This is a genomic window from Mycobacterium sp. E2989 (assembly GCF_001667595.1).
GTDB lineage: Bacteria > Actinomycetota > Actinomycetes > Mycobacteriales > Mycobacteriaceae > Mycobacterium.
In genome coordinates this window covers 16,255-35,383 of the sequence record NZ_LZJX01000037.1, presented here as the reverse complement: position 1 = coordinate 35,383, position 19,129 = coordinate 16,255, and the positions used below count along the sequence as shown (strand labels likewise).

Genomic DNA, 19,129 nt, shown 5'->3' with positions numbered 1-19,129 from the left:
CCTCGAACCTAGCGACCCCCACCGACAAAAATGCACCCGAAAATCGCCACAGATACACACTCGCGCAAAAACTTTGGATACTTCCGGCCCTCAACTGAGATCGTCAACCAAGACGTCGTTGACCGTCCGCAGGTCCTCAATTGCCTGGTGCACGAACGAGTCCGCTCGATCCAGATCCTCCGGGGTGCTGTTAGGTCCCAATGACATGCAAAGGTGCGTCGCGGTATGGAAGTCATTGATCTGGGACTGCAGGGCAGCAGTCAACGCCGGGTCCGGCGTGGGCAGATGGGCCTGCAGGCCGATCGTCTGTTCGTCGTGCACCGCCGAACATGCGGACTTCAGGGCGTTGACGTCGTTGGCTTCGATTGCCTCGACCGCCGCCTGCATGAACTTGGTCGTATTCGCCAGGTGCACTTCGGCCTGCGAATACCACTCCGGAACGCCGGGGTAGACCGCGCTCGCCGTCCCGGGTGTCCCCACGGCCACCAGGACGACCGCCAGAACAGAGGCGGCACCCGAGCGCTTTCGAACGTGCCTCGACACGGACTTCAGGCTCCGCGCCGGACAACAGCTTCGCTAGGGCCTTCGGGCCCGTCCTTTCAGGTGAGGACTTAAGACCCTCGCCGTGAACTACAGCGTCTCGTCCAGCTCGCCGAGCCGATCGGTCAGCCGCAGGTTCTCCGAGTAGTCGACCGGGCAGGCGATCACCGAGACGCCGTCATCCGCCAAGGCCGCGCGCAGCGTCGGCAGCAGCTCGTCCGCATGAGAGATCCGATACCCCTTGGCGCCAAAGCTTTCCGCATACTTGACCACATCCGGGTTGCCGAACTTGACGTAGTAGTGCGCGCCGAGCTCGAGGTCCATCTTCCACTCGATCAGGCCGTATCCGCCGTCCTCCCAGATCAGCACGACCAGCGGTATCCGCTCCCGCACGGCGGTCTCGATCTCCTGCGAGTTCATCAGGAACGCACCGTCACCGACCACCGCCAGCACCTTCGAATCCGGGCGCGCCAGCTTGACACCCAGCGCACCCGGCAGCGCAAAACCCATAGTGGACAGGCCATTTGACACCAGGCACGTGTTGCACTCGTACGTCGGATACAGTCGCGCCATCCACATCTTGGTGGCTCCGGTGTCGACGAGGACGACGTCGCTGCGGCCCAGCGCCTCGCGCGTGTCGGCCACCACCCGCGCCGGCGCCAGCGGATAGCGCGAATCCTGTTGCCCGCGAGCGAATTCCTCGGCCAGCAGGCCGTGTCCGGGCACCTCGGGATCGGCCTCGTAGGCGTGGCCGTCCAGCCCGTCCCTCAGCGCATCCAACGAGGCGCCGATGTCGCCGATGATGCCGACGTCCACCGAGTAATGCGCGTCGACCTCGGCCGGAAAACGATGGATGTGGATGATCTTCTTGTCCGCCTGCGGGTTGATCCGCACCGGGTCGAACTCCTGCAGCTCGTAGCCGACGGTGATGACCACGTCGGCGTTGTCAAAGCCGAAGTTGACATAGTCGTGCCGCATGAACCCCAGCGTCCCGATGCTGTTGGGGTGGTCGTCGGGCATCACGCCCTTGCCGTGGAAGGTGTTGGCCACGGGGATGCCGAATTCCTCGGAGAACCGGACCAGGGCCGCGGTGGCGTTGCCGCGGGCGGCGCCGTGCCCGGCCAGCACCACCGGCCGCTTGGCCTTACGCAGGATGTCGACCGCGCGCTCGACTTGACCGGGCGCGGGTGCATCGGCCCGAACGACGTTGCGCGGCAACGGCGTGAGGTCGTAGTCGGTCTCGTCGGCGTCGATGTGCTCGGGCACGGCGAGATAGACCGCGGCCGGGCGCTCGGTCTCGGAGACCTTGAACGCCTTGCGGAACATCTCCGGGATGGCGCGCGCGGTGGGGACCCCGGCCGCCCACCGGGTGATTGGCGCGAACATCGACACCAGGTCGACGTACTGGTGGGACTCCTTGAACTCGCGGTCGTGGCCCACCTGCGCGGAGATCGCGACCAGCGGGGTGCTGTTGGTCGTGGCGTCGGCCACGCCGAGTTGCATGTTGATCGCGCCGGGTCCCAGCGTGCTCGACACCACCGCCGCCCGCCCGGTGACCCGCCCGTACATCTCGGCCATGAAGGCCGCGGCCTGCTCGTGCCGGGTGAGCACGTAGCGGATGCTCGACGAAGCCAGCGCCTGCACGAAGCGGATGTTCTCCTCCCCCGGCAGGCCGAAGACCACGGAAACACCCTCGTTTTCCAGGCACTTGACCATCAGCTCGGCGGCTTTACTCATCCGGCACCTCCCTTGAGGGAACGATAGTGGCAGGCTGGGTGTTGGACCTTTTACCAACCCCAACGCGAAGGATGTCAGCGTGCCCATCGCCACCATCAACCCGGCTACCGGCGAGACAGTAAAAACCTTCACCCCGGCAACCGACGAAGAAGTCGACGCGGCCATCGCCCGCGCGTACGCCCGGTTCCAGGACTACCGCCATAACACCACCTTTGCCCAGCGGGCGGCGTGGGCAAACGCGACCGCCGACCTATTGGAGAAGGAGGCCGACGACGTCGCCGCGATGATGACCCTGGAAATGGGCAAGACGTTGAAGTCGGCCAAGGCCGAGGCGCTCAAGTGCGCCAAGGGTTTTCGCTACTACGCCGAGAACGCCGAGCAACTGCTGGCCGACGAGCCCGCCGACGCCAAGGCGGTGGGCGCAAAACGGGCCTACACCCGCTACCAACCGCTCGGGGTGGTGCTCGCCATCATGCCGTGGAACTTCCCGCTGTGGCAGGCCGTCCGGTTCGCCGCGCCGGCGCTGATGGCCGGCAACGTCGGTATCCTCAAGCACGCGTCGAACGTGCCGCAGTCCGCGCTCTACCTGGCCGACGTCATCGCCCGCGGCGGCTTCCCGGACGGCTGCTTCCAGACGCTGCTGGTCTCGTCCAGCGCCGTCGAGCGCATCCTGCGCGACCCCCGGGTCGCGGCCGCCACCCTCACCGGCAGCGAGCCGGCGGGCCAGTCGGTCGCGGCCATCGCCGGTGACGAGATCAAGCCAACTGTGCTCGAGCTCGGCGGCAGCGACCCGTTCATCGTGATGCCGTCGGCGAACCTGGACGAGGCCGCCAAGACCGCGGTCACCGCGCGCGTCCAGAACAACGGCCAGTCCTGTATCGCCGCCAAGCGGTTCATCATCCACACCGACATCTACGACGCGTTCGTCGACAAATTCACCGAGAAGATGCAGGCGCTCAAGGTGGGTGACCCGACCGACCCGGACACCGACGTCGGCCCGCTGGCCACCGAGTCGGGCCGCGACGACATCGTCAAGCAGGTCGACGAAGCGGCCGCGGCGGGCGCCACGATCCGCCTCGGCGGCAAGCCCATCGACGGGCCGGGGTGGTTCTACCCGCCGACGGTGGTCACCGACATCACCAAGGACATGGCGCTCTACACCGAAGAGGTCTTCGGGCCCGTCGCGTCGATGTACCGGGCCGAGAGCATCGACGAGGCCATCGAGATCGCCAACGCCACCACGTTCGGGCTGGGGTCCAACGCCTGGACCAACGACGAGGCCGAGCAGCAGCGCTTCATCGACGACATCGAAGCCGGCCAGGTCTTCATCAACGGCATGACGGTGTCCTACCCCGAGCTGGGCTTCGGTGGCGTCAAACGATCCGGCTACGGCCGCGAACTCGCGGGACTGGGCATCCGGGCGTTCGTGAACGCCAAGACCGTCTGGGTCGGCGACATCGATGCCGGCGACGCCGCCGGCGGCAGCAAGGTCGAGTAGCTAGGCCGACGCGGCGGCCAGGGCCTTCTCGTCCTCGTCGGCGAAGGTGTCCTCGAGCTGCAGCGGCGAGTAGTCGAGGTCGATCTCTTCCAGCGGCCGCCCGCGGGCGCTGGAGATGGTGCCGAAGCGCCGCATGCCCTTGTCGGCCGCGTACTGCATGAACTCGTCCACCGACAGGCCAAACGGCATCGGGTCGTAGAGGGAGAAGCCCTCCTCGATGAGGCGCAGCCCCAGCGGCATGAGCTCGTTCATCCGGGTTTCGAAGACGCCCCAGTTGGCATCGTCGGCCGCGACGTGGCGGCGGCAGGTGAAGGTGCCCCATGCCATGTGGCGCCGCTCGTCGTCGCCGATGCGGCGGACCAGCTCTTGCATGCCGGGCAGGATGCCGCGCTCCACGCAGATCTTGTGCCAGCCGAAGTAGCCCGTGAGGGCGAGCATGCCCTCGACCATGTGGTTGTAGGTGACCGACGCGCGAACCTGGGCGGCCGGTGACGGGTCGACCGAAAGGGCGTTAAGGCAGTCGGGGAGTTCCTCGTAGAAGATCGTCCGGTAGGTGGGGATGTCGTCGAGGTACTCGTGCAGGTCGTCGGTGACGCCGACGGCGTCGAGCCACATCCGGAACACCTGGACGTGCTTGGCCTCCTCGAACGCGAACTGCGTCAGGTACATCTCGTCGCCCAGCCGGCCCTCGACCCGCATCGCGGACATGAACGGCTGAATGTCTTCGGTCACCGCTTCCTCGCCGGCGATGAACTCGGCGCAGAGCCGGATGGCGTAGTGGCGCTCGTCGTCGGTCAGCTGCTCCCAGTCGGCGCGGTCGCGGGAGAAGTCGATGTCGGCCGGGTTCCAGAACTTGGCGTTGCCGCCGGCGAACAGCCGCAGCGGCAGGCTGTCCCAGTTCAGGCCCCCTCGAACCATCGAGTTCGTGTGTGTGCGTGTCATGAGATCTCCTCGGATTGTTGTGGGCCTGAGTGGACGGGCGGGCGCGGTGCCGCCGAGAAGGCGGCCGCCAGAACCCCGACGAGCCGGCGCACGGCCAGCGCCGGTTGCTCCGGCGTGGGTTCGTCGAGCCCGAGAATCGGATCCAATCCGCGCATGTATGGCGCGAGCGCCAGGTGCGGAAAGACCAAGAGCAGCAACGACAACAGCGCGTCGGTGTCCGAATCGGCGCGCAGGTCGCCGCGGACCTGCGCGTCGCGCACCAGCGGCCGCATGACTTCCAGGTAGTGGCGGTGGATGACGTTTTGCACGCTGACGCGCGCCTCGGTGTCGACCTCCAGGGTCGCCGCGGCGTGCAGCGCGCGCTCGTGCGGGTGGTCGGCGAAGTAGGCCACCCACGCGTCGAGCCAGTCAGTGAGGAAGTCGAAGAACGGCCGGCTCGGGTCCAGCTCGCGGATGCGGTCCTCCATGTAGGCCCGGACTCGCTGGCTGGCGATGTCGGCGATGAACGCGTACAGGTCGCGCTTGTCCGCGAAGTATTGGAAGAGGCTGCCCTTGGCGACGCCGGCCCTGCGCGCGATGACGTTGAGGCTGCCGCGGGAGAACCCGTGCGCCCCGAATTCGTTTTCCGCGGCTTCGATGATCGCCGCGCGACGAGCGGGGTCGACCCGCGCCCAAGTCACCGTTGGCAATGCGGCCCCCTAACCTCGATGACCACTGGTCATACTACGGTGAGCTGCGTCACAGTCAAGGGGTTGTTGCCCAGTGCGCCCTGCCGCACGCTCGCCCCACGAATCAGGGCCGCATTTGGTACGCGCCGTTGAGGGGAAGGATGTACTCCTTCCAGATCTGGGCGTAGCGCGCCGGGTCGTGGGCGGGGCGGCGGATCATCCGCGTCGCGAAGCGGGCCTGGTCGTCCGTGGTCGTGGGCTTGTCGCTCAGCTCCACGGCGTAGCCGTTGAAGTCGCGCACCAGCACGGCGAAGATCGCGTCGATCAACGCCTCGTCGACGTCCGAGAGCGCGGCCTCCTCGAGGATCAGCTGCGCGTAGGGCACCGTCGCGAACAACTGGCCGACCGCGAACGCGAAGTCGACGTCCTTCTGCTGGGCGGCGTCAGGGGTGGCGCTGGCCAGCATCTCGGCGAGGACGTCGATCTGCTGGCGCAGCAGCGCGACATTGGGTAGATGGGCGAAGGCGTCGAACGGCGCGCGCCAGTCGTGGAAGCGCACCTTGCCAAGCCCGCCGGTCGGCCCCTGCGCGAACAGGAACGCGTCATCGGCCGCGTCATCGCGGCGGCCGATCAAAGGCAGGTCGCCACTCGGGGCGAACAGGAAGTTGGGCATGAACTTCGCCAGCAGCCCGATGTTGATGTGTACGGTGCCCTCAAGCCTTGGCAGCAAACCGATTTCGCGGGTGACGGCCTCGAAGAAGGTGTCCTTCTCCACCCCCTTGGCGGCGATGACGTCCCACAGCGCGATGACCACCCGCTCCCCCTCGCTGGTGACCTTCGCCTTGGTGAGCGGGCTGTACAGCAGGTAGCGGCGGTCGTCCGCCGACGCGCTGCGCATGTAGTCACAGGCCCGGGTGCACACCAACCGCATCGCGACCAGGCGCAGGTAGGCGTCGGTGAGCAGCCGCCGCACGTGGCTGAAGTCGGTGACCACGGTGCCGTACAGCACCCGGTTGGAGGCGTGGGTGACCGCCTCGTACATGGCGTGGGTGCACATGCCGACCGCGCCCCAGCCCAGGTTGTACTTGCAGACGTTGACGGTGTTCAGCGCGGCGTGGAACGCCTCGGGGCCGCGGTGCAGGATGTCGGCCTCGGTGACCGGGTAGTCGCGCAGCGCGTAGTTGGCCACGAAGTTCTGCGAGTTCACCACGTTCTTGATGAGCTCGTACCGGTCGTGCTGCGAGTCGGCGGCGAAGAATACGTATTCGTCGGTGCCGGCGATCTTGCCGAACGTCGACACCATCCGCGCGACGTTGGCGTTGCCGATGTAGTACTTCTCGCCGCTCGCCGTCCAGCCGTGTTCGGACGGCGTCAGGATCATGTCGGTCTGGTAGACGTCGGCGCCGTGGGTCTGCTCCGACAGCCCGAAGGCGAACACCTCGCCGGCTTCCAGCTCCGCGGCGGCCTTGCGCTTCGCCTCCTCGTTGGGGCTCATCCAGATCGGGCCCAGGCCCAGCGCGGTGACCTGGAAGGGATACCAGTAGCTCAGCCCGTAGAAGCCCACGATCTCGGCGAACTCGCTGATTCGGTAGGTGTCCCAGCGGCAATCGTCAGCGCCGTACTCGGACGGCGTCAGCAGGGACGCGAAGATGCGCTCGCGTCCGACGTGGTCCAGAAATTCCGAGTACCAGACCCGGTTGTGGTCGTCCTCCTTCAGCCGCGCCTTGCCGCGCGACTCGAAGAAGTCCACCGTCGCGGCCATGATCTCCCCCGAACGGCGATCCGGGTAGCGGCGTTGCAAGTGGTTGGGATTGAGCAACATGGCGTGGACGGTACTGCACCGGCGCCGCCGCCGGAACGCACCGGACAAAACTGTCCGGCCCTGTTGTGCGACCACCGAGTCGACCTAGCATCAGTCACGTGTCAGAACTCAATACCGCCCGCGGCCCCATCGATACCGCCGACCTCGGCGTGACGCTCATGCACGAGCACGTGTTCATCATGACCACCGAGATCGCCCAGAACTACCCCGAAGCCTGGGGCGACGAGGAACGCCGGGTGGCCGACGCCATCGACCGGCTCAACGAACTCAAGTCCCGCGGGGTCGACACCATCGTCGACCTGACCGTGATCGGGCTGGGCCGCTACATTCCGCGCATCGCGCGCGTCGCAGCGGCCACCGAGCTGAATATCGTTGTGGCGACCGGTCTTTACACGTACAACGATGTGCCGTTCTGTTTCCACTACCTGGGCCCCGGGGCACCACTCGACGGCCCCGAGATCATGACCGACATGTTCGTCCGCGACATCGAGGAGGGCATCGCCGACACCGGCGTCAAGGCCGGGATCCTCAAATGCGCCACCGACGAGCCCGGCGTCACGCCCGGCGTCGAGCGGGTGCTGCGCGCCGTCGCGCAGGCGCACAAGCGCACCGGGGTGCCGATCTCCACCCACACCCACGCGGGGCTGCGGCGCGGGCTCGAGCAGCAACGCATCTTCGAAGAGGAGGGCGTCGACCTGAGCCGCGTGGTCATCGGCCATTCCGGCGACACCACCGACCTCGGCTACCTCGAGGAACTCATCGCCGCCGGCTCCTACATCGGGATGGACCGATTCGGCATCGACGTGTACCTGCCGTTCGAGGACCGGGTCAACACCGTGGCGCAGATGTGCGAGCGTGGGCATGCCGACAAGATGGTGCTGTCCCACGACGCGAACTGCTACTTCGATGCGATACCCGAGGACCTGCTGGCGGTGGCCGCGCCGAATTGGCATTACCTGCACATCCACAACGACGTCATCCCCGCGCTCAAGGAGCGCGGCGTCACCGACGAGCAGCTGAAGACCATGCTCGTCGACAACCCCCGCCGTATCTTCGAGCGGCAGGGCGCATATGAGTGAGCCGATCCCGCCGATCGGCACCCAGATCGCGGCGCTGGCCGCACTCGCGCCCGACGAACCCGCCGTCACCTGCGACGGGCTGACCCTCACCCGCGCCGAACTCGACGCCTCGACGAACCGGCTGGCGCGCGCCTACGCCGAGCGGGGCGTCGGGGTCGGCGACTACGTGACGATCGTGCTGCCCAACTCCGTCGAGTGGATCCAGGCGGCGGTGGCGTGCTGGAAGCTGGGCGCGGTGCCCCAGCCGCTGTCGGCGCGGCTGCCGGACGCCGAGCTGGCCGGCCTGCTCGAGTTGCGGCCGTCCGCCCTGCTGGTGGGCCGCGAAAGCCCCGAAATGCCCAGCGTGCCAGTGGGTTTCATGCCCGGCCCGGAATACTCCGACGCCGCGCTGCCGGAGGCGGTCTCGCCCGTGTGGAAGGCGATGGGGTCCGGCGGCAGCACCGGCCGCCCGAAGCTGATCGAATCGGCGGGCGACACCCGGATACCGGCCGCCATCGGCTATCCGCTGGGCGCGCAAGAGGGCGACACGACCCTGGTGCCGATCCCGTTGTCCCACAACACCGGCTTCACCACCGCGACCATCGCGCTGCTGATGCGGCATCACCTCGTCGTGATGAGCCGCTTCGACCCGGGGCAGTTCCTGCGGCTGATCACCGACCATCGCGTCACGTTCCTGACGACGGTACCGACGATCATGCAGCGGACGCTGCCGGTCTACCACGCCGACCCCGGGTCCTACGACCTCTCGTCGATCCGCCGGTTCTGGCACATGGGGGCGCCGTGCCCGCCCGCGGTCAAGCAGGCCTGGATCGACCTGCTCGGTCCCGAGGCCGTCTGGGAACTGTACGGCGGCACCGAATTACAGGCGCTCACGTTCATCTCCGGCGACCAGTGGCTGAGCCACCGCGGCTCGGTCGGCGTCGTGGTCGCCGGGGAGATGCGGGTGCTCGACGACGACGGCAACCCGTGTCCGCCCGGCGTGGTCGGCGAGATCTACATGCGGCCCGGCCCGGGCAGCGGGCCCACCTACCGCTACGTCGGCGCCACGGCCAAGTCCCGCGACGGCTGGGATTCCCTTGGCGATCTTGGCCATTTCGACGCCGACGGCTTCCTGTATCTGTCGGACCGGCGGGTGGACATGTTCACCGTGGGCGGGCGCAACGTCTACCCCGCCGAGATCGAGAACGCGTTGTCCGCGCACCCCGACGTGCTGTCCTGCCTCGTGGTCGGCGTGCCCGACCCGAACTCCGGCGACCTCGGCCAGGTGCCCTACGCGCTGGTGCACACGGCCGACGGCGCCGCGCTGGACGCCGCGGGCGTGCGGGAGTTCCTGCGCGAACGCATCGCGGGATACAAGGTGCCGGCGTTCGTCGAATTCGTCGACGCCCCGTTGCGCGACGACGCCGGCAAGGCCCGGCGGTCGGCGGTGCGCGCCGAGATCATGGCGCGCCTGCAGGCCACCGAGCCGGCCTGACCCCAACGCACCAAGAATCTTCCAAGCCCGCGGCCCCATCATCGGGCCCATGCAGATCGAACCCCTGAGCACGGAGCTGATCGAACGCTATCTGCAATCGCGTCAGTTGCGATTCTTCCGCAGCGACGACGGCGAGGAGTTCATGATGCTGCCCAGCTACGAGCGCGGCAAGCTGCACGTGAACCTGCGGATCAACGGTTTGCGGCGCGACGTCTTCGAGATCTCGGTCAGCCCCGCCGGCTACTACCCCGCCACCGAGCGGCCGCGGCTGATGGAGCTGGTGAACGACTGGAATCGCGAAACCCATTGGCCCAAGGCGTTTGTGCGCGAGACGGCCCGGCCCAGCCAGGTCAGCGTCGTCGGCGAGAACGCCTACCTGCTGTCCGACGGCATCCACGTCGAGGCGCTGGGCGGCCTCATCCGGTCCACCGTCGAATACGGGGCCGACCTGTTCGAGAAGATCGACCGGGCCGTCTGTCTGCCGTCCGCGGACACGCTGGAAGAGTGGATGGACCGCACCGGCTAGGGCGCGATCGCGTCCGCCTCGGCGTCCACGGCGCCGCGGCTCTCGGCCGGCGCCTCGCGTTTCTCCCAGCGCCGCAACGCTTCCCGGCAGGGCGACTCGACCAGGCCGTAGCTGACGGCGGCGATCGCCCACCCGAAGATCAGCGTCAGCGCCAGCACCGCGGGCATCCGGCCGGTGAACGCGAACGTGCCGAGCACCGGGAACACCATGGCCAGCGCGGCCAGGTGCCACACGAACAGGCCGTAGGACCACCGCCCCAGCGTCACCATGACGGTGCTGCCCAGCAGCCGATGCGAAGTGTCGACGCGGTCCAGCACCAGGGGGGCGACCAGCGCGAACGCCAACAGCGAGCCCGCCGCCGTCTTGACCGCGAACTGCGTTGCGGTGCCGGGGATCAGGCCCTCCGGGCCGGCCAGGGGGGAGGCCGCCAGCAGGTAGGCCAGCAGGGCGACGACGGCCATCGACACCCGCCGCCGGGCCCACCGGTGCGGTGTGCCGACCGGGCTGTGCACCCATTCCGCCAGCAGCATGCCCGCGGCGAACCAGGAGAAGAACGCGGGCGGCCAGTTGAGCGGGTTGGTGCCCGACGCGGAATGGATGGGCACCCAGCCCCACAACCAGCTCAGCGCCCCCAGCCCGGCGATCGCCGGCACCCGCGCACCGACCGGCAGGCGCCGCGCCAGCAACGCCAGGACCGGCAGGGCCAGGTAGAAGCTGACCTCGACGGAAAGGCTCCACATCTGGGTCAGCCCGCCGGTCAGGGTGAGGGGCACGTAGATCTGGGTGAGGGTCAGGTTGGCCAACCACACCGTCGGGCTGGCGCGATCCGCGTCGGGCAGCAGCGACAGGATGACCACCACCGCCACCAGATAGGCCGGCATGATGCGCACCACCCGGGACCGCAAGTAGTGGCCCGTGCGGGGCCGCGCTCCCAGGCCTCGTGCCGCCGCGGCGTGGCCGCGCCACAACAGGAAACCGGACAGCGCGAAGAACACCGCGACCGCGAGGTCGAAGCGGCCGAAGAGCCTCCCGGTGACCCCGCTGGAGTGCCCGGTCTGGAACGCGACGTGGGTGACCACCACGCCCATGGCCGCGCAGGCGCGCATCCCCTCCACCGCGGGCAGGAAGCTGCGGGTCCCGCCCGCCCGCTGGCCATCCGTCACCCCCACAGTCTGCATCTGATGCGTTTGCGAACGAATGGGTACACCCGAAGCACCCGCGGGGCGGCGGCAACAGGTTCGTAAGCCGGGGCCTTACGTTCTGCTGTTAGGGTCAAACGGGTTTGCGGCTGACGACGCACGAGAGCACTAGGAGGGCACGGCCACGTGAACCGAGCAGTCATGTTGCGGTTCGCCGCATGCGGGATCATCGGACTCGGAGCCGCCCTGCTGATCGCCGCGCTGCTGTTGTCGACATACACCACCAGCAGGATCACCAAGATCCCGCTGAACCTCGACACCACGCTGGTCAGCGACGGCACCGGAACCGCCCTCGACTCCGCGTCGCTGTCGACCGATCACGTCGTCGTCAACCAGAACGTGCCGCTGGTGTCCCAGCAGCAGGTCAGCGTCGAGTCCCCCGCGAACGCCGACGTCGTCACGCTGCAGGTCGGAAGCTCGGTGCGGCGCACCGACAAGCAGAAGGACAGCGGCCTGCTGCTCGCGATCGTCGACACCGTGACGCTCAACCGCAAGACGGCGATGGCCGTCTCCGACGACACCCACGCCGGCGGCTCGGTCCAGAAGCCGCGCGCCTTCAACGACGAGAACCCGCCCACCGCGATGCCGCTGCGCCACGACGGCCTGGCCTACCGGTTCCCGTTCCACACCGAGAAGAAGACGTACCCCTACTTCGACCCGATCGCGCAGAAGCCCTTCGACGTCAACTACGACAGCCAAGAGGACGTCAACGGACTGACGACCTACAAGTTCACCCAGAACATCGGCTACAACGCCGACGGCAAGCTGGTGGCCCCCGTGGCGTACCCGTCGCTGCTGGCCGGCAACGAGGACGCCAAGCAGACCACGTCCGCGTCGATGTGGGGCGTCCAGGGCGGTGACCCGAACGAGCAGATCACCATGACCCGCTACTACGCGGCGCAGCGCACGTTCTGGGTGGACCCCGTGTCCGGCACCATCGTCAAGCAGACCGAACACGCCAACCACTACTTCGCCCGCGATCCGCTCAAGCCGGAGCTGACGCTGGCCGACTACAAGGTCACCTCCAACCAGGACACTGTCGAGTCGCAGGTGAACGCCGCCCGCGACGAACGCGACCGGCTGTCGCTGTGGTCGCGGGTACTGCCGATCACCTTCACCGCGGTCGGCCTGATCGCCCTCGTCGGCGGCGGCCTGCTCGCCTCGTTCAGCCTGCGCACCGAGAGCGCGCTGACCGACCCCGGCCTGGACCGCGGTGATCAGGACTTCTTCGGCCGCAGCGGGCTCGAGGAGCCGGTGCCCGGCGCCGAGGCCGAGACCGAAAAGCTGCCCACCCAGCGCCCCGCTTCGCGCGATGATCCCGAGGCGCCCGCGCTGGGAGCCGACGAGCCGCCCGATGCGGGTCCGCCGGCCGAGCCCACCGGCCCACCCGAACGGGAGTAGCCCGCCGCGTGCGCTGGACCCGGCCCGGTTACGCGTTGGTCCTGGCGCTGCTGGTGGTCGGGCCGCTGCTCAAGCCCGGTTACCTGCTGCTGCGCGACGCCGTTTCCACGCCGCGCTCGTACGTCTCCGACACCGCGCTGGGTTTGACGGCGGCGCCGCGGGCCACGCCGCAGGACTTCGCGGTGGCGCTCGCCTCGCACGTGCTGGACGGCGGCGTGGTGGTCAAGGCGCTGCTCGTGCTGGGGCTGTGGCTCGCGGGGTGGGGTGCGGCCCGGCTGGTCGCGACGGCGCTGCCCGACGCGGGCGCGCCCGGGGAGCTCGTCGCCAGCACCCTGGCGATCTGGAACCCCTACGTCGCCGAGCGGCTGCTGCAGGGTCACTGGAGCCTGCTGCTCGGCTACGGCTGCCTGCCGTGGGTCGCGGCGGCGATGTTGCGGCTGCGGGCGTCGTCGTCCTCGTTCTTCGGGCTGGTGTTCTGGATCGCGCTGGCCGGGCTGACGCCGACCGGTCTGCTGCTCGCCGCGACCGTCGGGCTGGTGTGCGTGGCCGTCCCGGGGTCGGGCCGGTCCCGGCCGCTGTGCGCCGCGGCGGCGTCGGCCGCCGCGCTGGTGGCCGCGCTGCCGTGGCTCACCGCGTCGGCCCTCGGCGCGTCGCTGGCCTCCCACACGGCGGCGAACACGCTCGGGGTGACGGCGTTCGCGCCGCGCGCGGAGCCGGGTCTGGGCACGCTGGGCACCTTGGCCAGCCTCGGTGGCATCTGGAACGGCGAGGCCGTGCCGATCTCGCGGACCACGTCGTTCGCGGTGGCGTCGGCCGTCGTGCTGCTGGGCGTGGTGGCGGCCGGGCTGCCGACCGCGGTGCGCCGCCCGGCGGTGCGACCGCTGCTGGTGTTGGCGGCGGCGGCCGTGCTGGTACCGGCCGCGCTGGCGACCGGCCCGGGTTTGCACCTGCTGGGCGCGTTGGTCGACGCCACACCGGCGTTCGGGGTGTTGCGGGACGGGCAGAAGTGGGTGGCGCTGGCCGCGCCGGGCTACGCGCTGGCGGGGTCGGGCGCGGTGGTGACGCTGCGCCGGTGGGTGTGGCCGGCTGTCGTGGCGCCGGTGTGCTGCCTCGCCCTGGTCGTCACGCTGCCGGACCTGGCCTGGGGCGTGTGGGGCCAGCTGTCGCCGGTGCGGTATCCGAGCGGGTGGGCCGCGGTGGCCGCCGCGATCAACGAGCGGCCCGGGCCGGTGGCGGTGTTGCCGGCCGGCACCATGCGGCTCTACACCTGGTCGGGCCGCGCGCCGGTGTTGGACCCGCTGCCGCGCTGGGTGCGCGCCGACGTGCTGAGCACCGGCGACCTGGTGATCTCGGGGACCGTCATCCCGGGCGAGGGCAATCGCGCCCGCGCGGTGCAGCAGTTGCTACTGGCCGGGCCGGAGCCGGCCGCCCTGGCCCCGGCCGGGGTGGCGTGGCTGGTCGTGGAGTCGGACTCCGCCGGCGACATGGGGGCGTCGGCCCGCACCCTCGCCGCGCTCACGCCGGTCCACCGCGACGACGGGCTCGCGCTCTATCGCATCGGCGGTGAGGCGGCCACGGTCTCCGCCGGCGCCCGGACGGTGACGCTGATCGCGCATCTGGCGTGGCTGGCCGCGCTGCTGGCGGGAGGTGCCGGCGCGGCGGTCGGCGCGTGGCGGCGCCGGTCAGCCCCGGCCGCTGACTAGGCCGCTCACCGGGTGGTCCGCCCGCACCGCCTCGAGGACGGTGCGCATCGCATCGGCGCTTTGCCGCCACGAGAATTCCCCGCTGCGGGTGTGCGCCTTGGCGCCGAGTTGGTCGCGCAGCACCGGGTCGGACAGCAGCTCCTCGAGGCGATCCACCAGCTCGGCGTGGGTGTCGACCAAGATGCCGGTCACCTCGTCGACGATCGAGTCGGATAGGCCGCCCGAGGAGCGGTAGCCGATGGTCGGCACCCGGTGCTGGGCCGCCTCGACGACCGCGAGGCCCCAGCCCTCCTTGCGCGAGGGCAGCAGCTGCACCCAAGAGCTTTGCAGCACATGGTGTTTGGTCACGTCGTCGACGTGGCCGTGGAACGTCACCGCGTCGGAGATGCCGAGCCGGCGGACGTGGTCCACCAGCCGCTGGCGCCACCAGCCGTCGCCGACGATGTCGAGGTGCAGACCCGGGATGCGCGGCCGCAGCTGCGCGACGGCCTCCAGCGCGTCCTCGATCTGCTTGTGCGGCACCAGCCGCGACAGCACCACCACCCGCGGCGCGGCGGCGCGCGGGCCGGACAGCGATCGCGCCGGCGCCTCGTCGAGGCCGTTGCGCACCACCGCGATTCGCGCGTTGTCGACGCCGAGGGTCACCAGGTCGCGCGCCGACGGCAGCGACACCGTGACGTACTGGTTGCGCCGGTTCAGCCGCGGCGACAGCGTCGACTCGACGAACCAGCCGAGCCGGCCGAGCACCGGCCCGGCCACCGGCCACTGCTCGCGGTGGCAGTGGTGCACCAGCACCACCACCCGCCGGCCGTACACCAGCCGGGCGAGGAACGGCAGGCCGTTCTGGGTGTCGACGACGACGTCGGGCCGCACCCGGCGCAGCGGTCCGAGCCCCAGCCGCGCCGCGGCCATCGCAAGCAGGGCCCAGACGTAGACGGAGTAACGGCCGCCGGCGCGGTCGATCCGGACGCCGTCGACCACCTCACGGCGGGGCGCGCCCGGGTATCGGGCGGTGCGCAGCGTGACGGCGATGCCCGACGCGGCCAGCTGCGCGCCGATGCGCTGCAAGTAGGCCTCGCTGCCGCCGCCCTGGGGATGGCCGGTATCGCGCCAGCACAGCAGGAGCACGGAGCGCAGATCGGACATCACTGGTCAGCCTAGCTTGCGGGTGAGTGTGGCCTCGGGGCTGCGTAGGGTTGGCCGGTGGCCGCGACCCGGCATCCGACCCAAGTCTTCGCACGGCGGGCGACCCTGGCCCGCGCCCTGCGACTGCTCTCCGAATTCCGCTTCGAGCAGTCGGACCCGGCCCGGTTCTACGGGGCGCTGGCGGCCGACACCGCCGCGATGGTGAGCGACCTGTGGCTGGGCGCGCGCGGCGAGCCGGGGGCGGGCCGCACCCTGCTCGACGTCGGCGGCGGGCCCGGCTACTTCTCGGCCGCCTTCGCCGACGCCGGGATCCGCTATGTCGGCGTCGAACCCGACCCGAGCGAGATGCACGCGGCCGGCCCGCCGACCGCCGGGGGTCCCGGGAACTTCGTGCGCGCCTCGGGCATGGCGCTGCCGTTCGCCGACGATTCGGTGGACATCTGCCTGTCGTCCAACGTCGCCGAGCACGTGCCGCGGCCGTGGCAGCTCGGCGCCGAGATGCTGCGGGTGACCAAGCCCGGCGGCCTGGCCGTGCTCTCCTACACCGTCTGGTTGGGCCCGTTCGGCGGGCACGAGATGGGCCTGACCCACTACCTCGGCGGCGCCCGCGCCGCCGAGCGGTACGCCCGCAAACACGGGCGCCCGGCCAAAAACAACTACGGGTCGTCGTTGTTCGCCGTGTCCGCGGCCGACGGCCTGACGTGGGCCGCGAGCACCGGGGCGGCGGTGGCCGCATTTCCCCGCTACCACCCCCGATGGGCGTGGTGGCTGACGCGCGTGCCGGTGCTGCGCGAGTTCGGGGTGAGCAATCTGGTGCTGGTCCTGCAACCCCAATAGTGAAACGTGTTCTCGTTTCGCGTCGGCTTGGGTAGGGTGGCGCGCATGACCGAGGTTAAGACCGAATACGACAAGCTTTTCATCGGCGGCAAGTGGACCGAGCCGTCGACCGACGAGGTGATCGAGGTGCGCTGCCCGGCCACCGGCGAGTACGTCGGCAAGGTGCCGCTGGCGGCGGCCGCCGACGTCGACGCCGCCGTCGCCGCGGCCCGCGCCGCCTTCGACAACGGCCCCTGGCCCACCACCCCGCCCAAGGAGCGGGCGGCCGTGATCGCCAACGCGCTCAAGTTGATGGAGGAGCGCAAGGACACGTTCACCCAGCTGCTCGCGGCCGAGACCGGCCAGCCGCCCACCGGCATCGAAACGATGCACTGGATGAGCTCGATCGGGGCGCTGAACTTCTTCGCCGGCCCCGCGGTCGACCAGGTCAAGTGGAAAGAGATTCGCACCGGCGGGTACGGGCAGAGCATCGTGCACCGCGAGCCCATCGGCGTGGTGGGGGCGATCGTCGCGTGGAATGTGCCGCTGTTCCTGGCCGTCAACAAGCTGGGCCCGGCGCTGCTGGCCGGCTGCACGGTGGTGCTCAAACCGGCCGCCGAAACCCCGCTGTCCGCAAACGCTTTGGCGGAGGCCTTCGCCGAGGCCGGCCTGCCGGAGGGCGTGCTGTCGGTGGTGCCCGGCGGGATCGAGACCGGGCAGGCGCTGACCTCCAACCCGAACGTCGACCTGTTCTCCTTCACCGGGAGCTCGGCCGTCGGCAAGGAGATCGGCCGCCGCGCCGCGGAGATGCTCAAGCCGTGCACCCTGGAGCTCGGCGGGAAGTCGGCGGCCATCGTGCTCGACGACGTCGACCTGCCCTCCGCCATCCCGATGCTGGTGTTCTCCGGGATCATGAACACCGGTCAGGCCTGCGTGGCGCAGACCCGTATCCTGGCCCCGCGCTCGCGCTACGACGAGATCGTGGACGCGGTAAGCGCTTTCGTGCAGGCGCTGCCGGTGGGCCTGCCGTCCGACCCGGCCGCCCAGGTCGGTTCGCTGATCTCGGAGAAGCAGCGCGCCCGGGTCGAGGGCTACATCGCCAAGGGCATCGAGGAGGGCGCGCGGCTGGTGTGCGGCGGCGGCCGTCCCGAGGGCCTGGACGGTGGATTCTTCGTGCAGCCAACGGTTTTCGCCGACGTCGACAACAAGATGACGATCGCCCAGGAGGAGATCTTTGGGCCGGTGCTGAGCATCATCCCCTACGACACCGAGGAGGACGCGATCAAGATTGCCAACGACTCGGTGTACGGCCTGGCCGGCAGCGTGTGGACGACCGACATCCAGCGCGGCATCGAGGTCTCGGAGAAGATCCGCACGGGGACCTACGGGATCAACTGGTATGCCTTCGACCCGTGTTGCCCGTTCGGCGGCTACAAGAACTCCGGCATCGGCCGCGAGAACGGCCCCGAGGGCGTGGAGCACTTCACCCAGCAGAAGAGCGTCCTCATGCCGATGGGCCACACGATCGAGGGCTGACGCCCGGCGCGGAGCGTGCACCCACCTGCGCAGTGGGTGCACGCTCGGCGTTTCGGGCCCGGCCGGCGCTCAAATTATGCAAAAGAGCATAGAAACCTGCCGGTTACGCTCTGGTAAACCGTGCGTCCAGACGGCGTGCGCGGACATTTCCCGTGCTTCAGCACTTACATAGGGAATAGATTTGCTTACTAAACCGATGTCTTATATGCTTCTAAGCATAATCATGGGCGGCGCTAAGGCCGGGAGAGAACATGTGGATCATCGAGCTGAACATCGGCGGCTATCAATTCACCCGCGAGATGCCCGACCTCAAGCGCCGGACTTTCCGCTTTAACCCGCGCAGCATGCATTGGCCGGCACTTCGGCATTCTCACGCTGCATGATGTTAGCCACGGGAGGCACGAGAGTGGCGACCACGAGCGAAGCAGTGCAGGACCTCGCCCCGACGAAGCGCGGCGGCACGCGCAAGAAGATGCTGGCCAGCGCCGCAGAGGTGATGCGTGAACGCGGCGCCGCCGGGGTGACCATCGACGCGGTGCTAGCCCGCAGCGGCGCGCCGCGCGGCTCCGTCTACTACCACTTCCCCGACGGCCGCAACCAGATCCTGATCGAGGCCCTGCGCTATTCCGGTGACTCCATCACCGCGATGATCGACGACGCCGTCGACCAGGGCGCCCGGGTGCTGCTGGGCAAGTTCGTCGAGTTCTGGGAGCGCCTGCTGACCGAGGGCGGCTTCAACGCCGGCTGCCCGGTGGTGGCCGCGGCGATCGGCTCGGATGACACCGACCCCAAGCTTTCCGAGGAGGCCGGCGCCATCCTGGGCCGCTGGTGCGCCGCGTTGACCCGGGCGTTCACTCACGACGGCTTCGACGAGCCGTGCGCCGCGTCGCTGGCCATGATGTCGGTCGCCGCCCTGGAGGGCGCCATTGTGCTGTCCCGTTCGAGCGGCAGCATCGATCCGCTGCGCCAGGTCGGCGATCAGCTCGAATTCCTGATCAAGGCAAGGGAATTCGTGCTCCGCAACAATATCGGCGAGTAACGC

17 protein-coding genes are annotated in these 19,129 nt (G+C 69.3%); 10 read left to right on the top strand and 7 right to left on the bottom strand.

Going from position 1 to position 19,129, the window contains the following annotated elements; genetic code table 11:
- Positions 1-90: 90 nt before the first annotated feature.
- The gene (locus A5680_RS07940; RefSeq protein ID WP_156675033.1) at positions 91-543 is read right to left on the bottom strand and encodes a hypothetical protein; all 453 of its coding nucleotides are present in this window, start codon (positions 541-543) and stop codon (positions 91-93) included.
- 87 nt (positions 544-630) lie between these two features.
- Positions 631-2,277 (bottom strand): acetolactate synthase large subunit, encoded by a 1,647-nt coding sequence (locus A5680_RS07935; protein ID WP_067817977.1) that lies wholly within the window; start codon positions 2,275-2,277, stop codon positions 631-633.
- Positions 2,278-2,356: 79 nt separating this feature from the next.
- Here A5680_RS07935 and A5680_RS07930 point away from each other — a divergent pair, with 79 nt between their 5' ends.
- Complete coding sequence (locus A5680_RS07930) at positions 2,357-3,775, top strand: NADP-dependent succinic semialdehyde dehydrogenase (RefSeq protein WP_055404542.1); 1,419 nt, start codon at positions 2,357-2,359, stop codon at positions 3,773-3,775.
- Here the strand turns inward: A5680_RS07930 and A5680_RS07925 are convergent, their stop codons facing one another.
- The 3 genes from A5680_RS07925 to A5680_RS07915 form a co-directional block, all read right to left on the bottom strand.
- Complete coding sequence (locus tag A5680_RS07925; RefSeq protein ID WP_067817974.1) at positions 3,776-4,717, bottom strand: R2-like ligand-binding oxidase; 942 nt, start codon at positions 4,715-4,717, stop codon at positions 3,776-3,778.
- Entirely contained in the window at positions 4,714-5,406 is a 693-nt protein-coding gene (locus A5680_RS07920; RefSeq protein WP_067817971.1) for a TetR/AcrR family transcriptional regulator, read from the bottom strand. The genes A5680_RS07925 and A5680_RS07920 overlap by 4 nt, the downstream gene beginning before the upstream one ends.
- Positions 5,407-5,509: 103 nt before the next feature.
- Positions 5,510-7,207, bottom strand: a complete 1,698-nt coding sequence (locus A5680_RS07915; RefSeq protein ID WP_067817968.1) for an acyl-CoA dehydrogenase family protein — start codon at positions 7,205-7,207, stop codon at positions 5,510-5,512.
- A gap of 98 nt (positions 7,208-7,305) precedes the next feature.
- Here A5680_RS07915 and A5680_RS07910 point away from each other — a divergent pair, with 98 nt between their 5' ends.
- From A5680_RS07910 to A5680_RS07900, 3 genes are read left to right on the top strand one after another with little or no spacing between them, the layout of a single operon-like run.
- Positions 7,306-8,286, top strand: a complete 981-nt coding sequence (locus A5680_RS07910) for a phosphotriesterase (protein ID WP_067817966.1) — start codon at positions 7,306-7,308, stop codon at positions 8,284-8,286.
- Positions 8,279-9,760: an AMP-binding protein gene (locus tag A5680_RS07905; protein ID WP_067817963.1), complete on the top strand. Its 1,482-nt coding sequence runs from the start codon at positions 8,279-8,281 to the stop codon at positions 9,758-9,760. Before A5680_RS07910 ends, A5680_RS07905 begins: the two co-directional genes overlap by 8 nt.
- A 49-nt stretch (positions 9,761-9,809) precedes the next feature.
- A complete protein-coding gene (locus A5680_RS07900; protein ID WP_055404536.1) occupies positions 9,810-10,286 on the top strand; it encodes a YbjN domain-containing protein in 477 nt (158 codons plus the stop codon).
- Here A5680_RS07900 and A5680_RS07895 read toward each other — a convergent pair.
- Positions 10,283-11,464 carry an acyltransferase gene (locus A5680_RS07895; protein WP_156675032.1) on the bottom strand — a complete coding sequence of 394 codons (1,182 nt, stop codon included), beginning with the start codon at positions 11,462-11,464 and terminating at the stop codon, positions 10,283-10,285. The two genes, A5680_RS07900 and A5680_RS07895, sit on opposite strands and share 4 nt — an antisense overlap.
- A 147-nt stretch (positions 11,465-11,611) precedes the next feature.
- Between A5680_RS07895 and A5680_RS07890 the strand changes: the two genes are divergently transcribed.
- Positions 11,612-12,886: a DUF3068 domain-containing protein gene (locus tag A5680_RS07890; protein ID WP_197499741.1), complete on the top strand. Its 1,275-nt coding sequence runs from the start codon at positions 11,612-11,614 to the stop codon at positions 12,884-12,886.
- 8 nt (positions 12,887-12,894) lie between these two features.
- On the top strand, positions 12,895-14,589 hold the full coding sequence (locus A5680_RS07885) for a hypothetical protein (protein ID WP_067817957.1): 1,695 nt from the start codon (positions 12,895-12,897) through the stop codon (positions 14,587-14,589).
- Here A5680_RS07885 and A5680_RS07880 read toward each other — a convergent pair.
- Positions 14,569-15,735 (bottom strand): glycosyltransferase family 4 protein, encoded by a 1,167-nt coding sequence (locus tag A5680_RS07880; RefSeq protein ID WP_067817954.1) that lies wholly within the window; start codon positions 15,733-15,735, stop codon positions 14,569-14,571. The genes A5680_RS07885 and A5680_RS07880 overlap by 21 nt on opposite strands.
- Before the next feature lie 57 nt (positions 15,736-15,792).
- On the opposite strand from A5680_RS07880, the gene A5680_RS07875 reads away from it, so the two are divergent.
- From A5680_RS07875 to A5680_RS07865, 4 genes are all read left to right on the top strand, one after another.
- Entirely contained in the window at positions 15,793-16,572 is a 780-nt protein-coding gene (locus A5680_RS07875) for a class I SAM-dependent methyltransferase (protein ID WP_067817951.1), read from the top strand.
- Positions 16,573-16,617: 45 nt separating this feature from the next.
- The gene (locus A5680_RS07870; protein ID WP_055404532.1) at positions 16,618-18,087 is read left to right on the top strand and encodes an aldehyde dehydrogenase; all 1,470 of its coding nucleotides are present in this window, start codon (positions 16,618-16,620) and stop codon (positions 18,085-18,087) included.
- A gap of 251 nt (positions 18,088-18,338) precedes the next feature.
- The gene (locus tag A5680_RS26455; protein WP_255353617.1) at positions 18,339-18,470 is read left to right on the top strand and encodes a hypothetical protein; all 132 of its coding nucleotides are present in this window, start codon (positions 18,339-18,341) and stop codon (positions 18,468-18,470) included.
- 89 nt (positions 18,471-18,559) lie between these two features.
- Complete coding sequence (locus tag A5680_RS07865; protein WP_055404545.1) at positions 18,560-19,126, top strand: TetR/AcrR family transcriptional regulator; 567 nt, start codon at positions 18,560-18,562, stop codon at positions 19,124-19,126.
- Positions 19,127-19,129 lie beyond the last annotated feature (3 nt).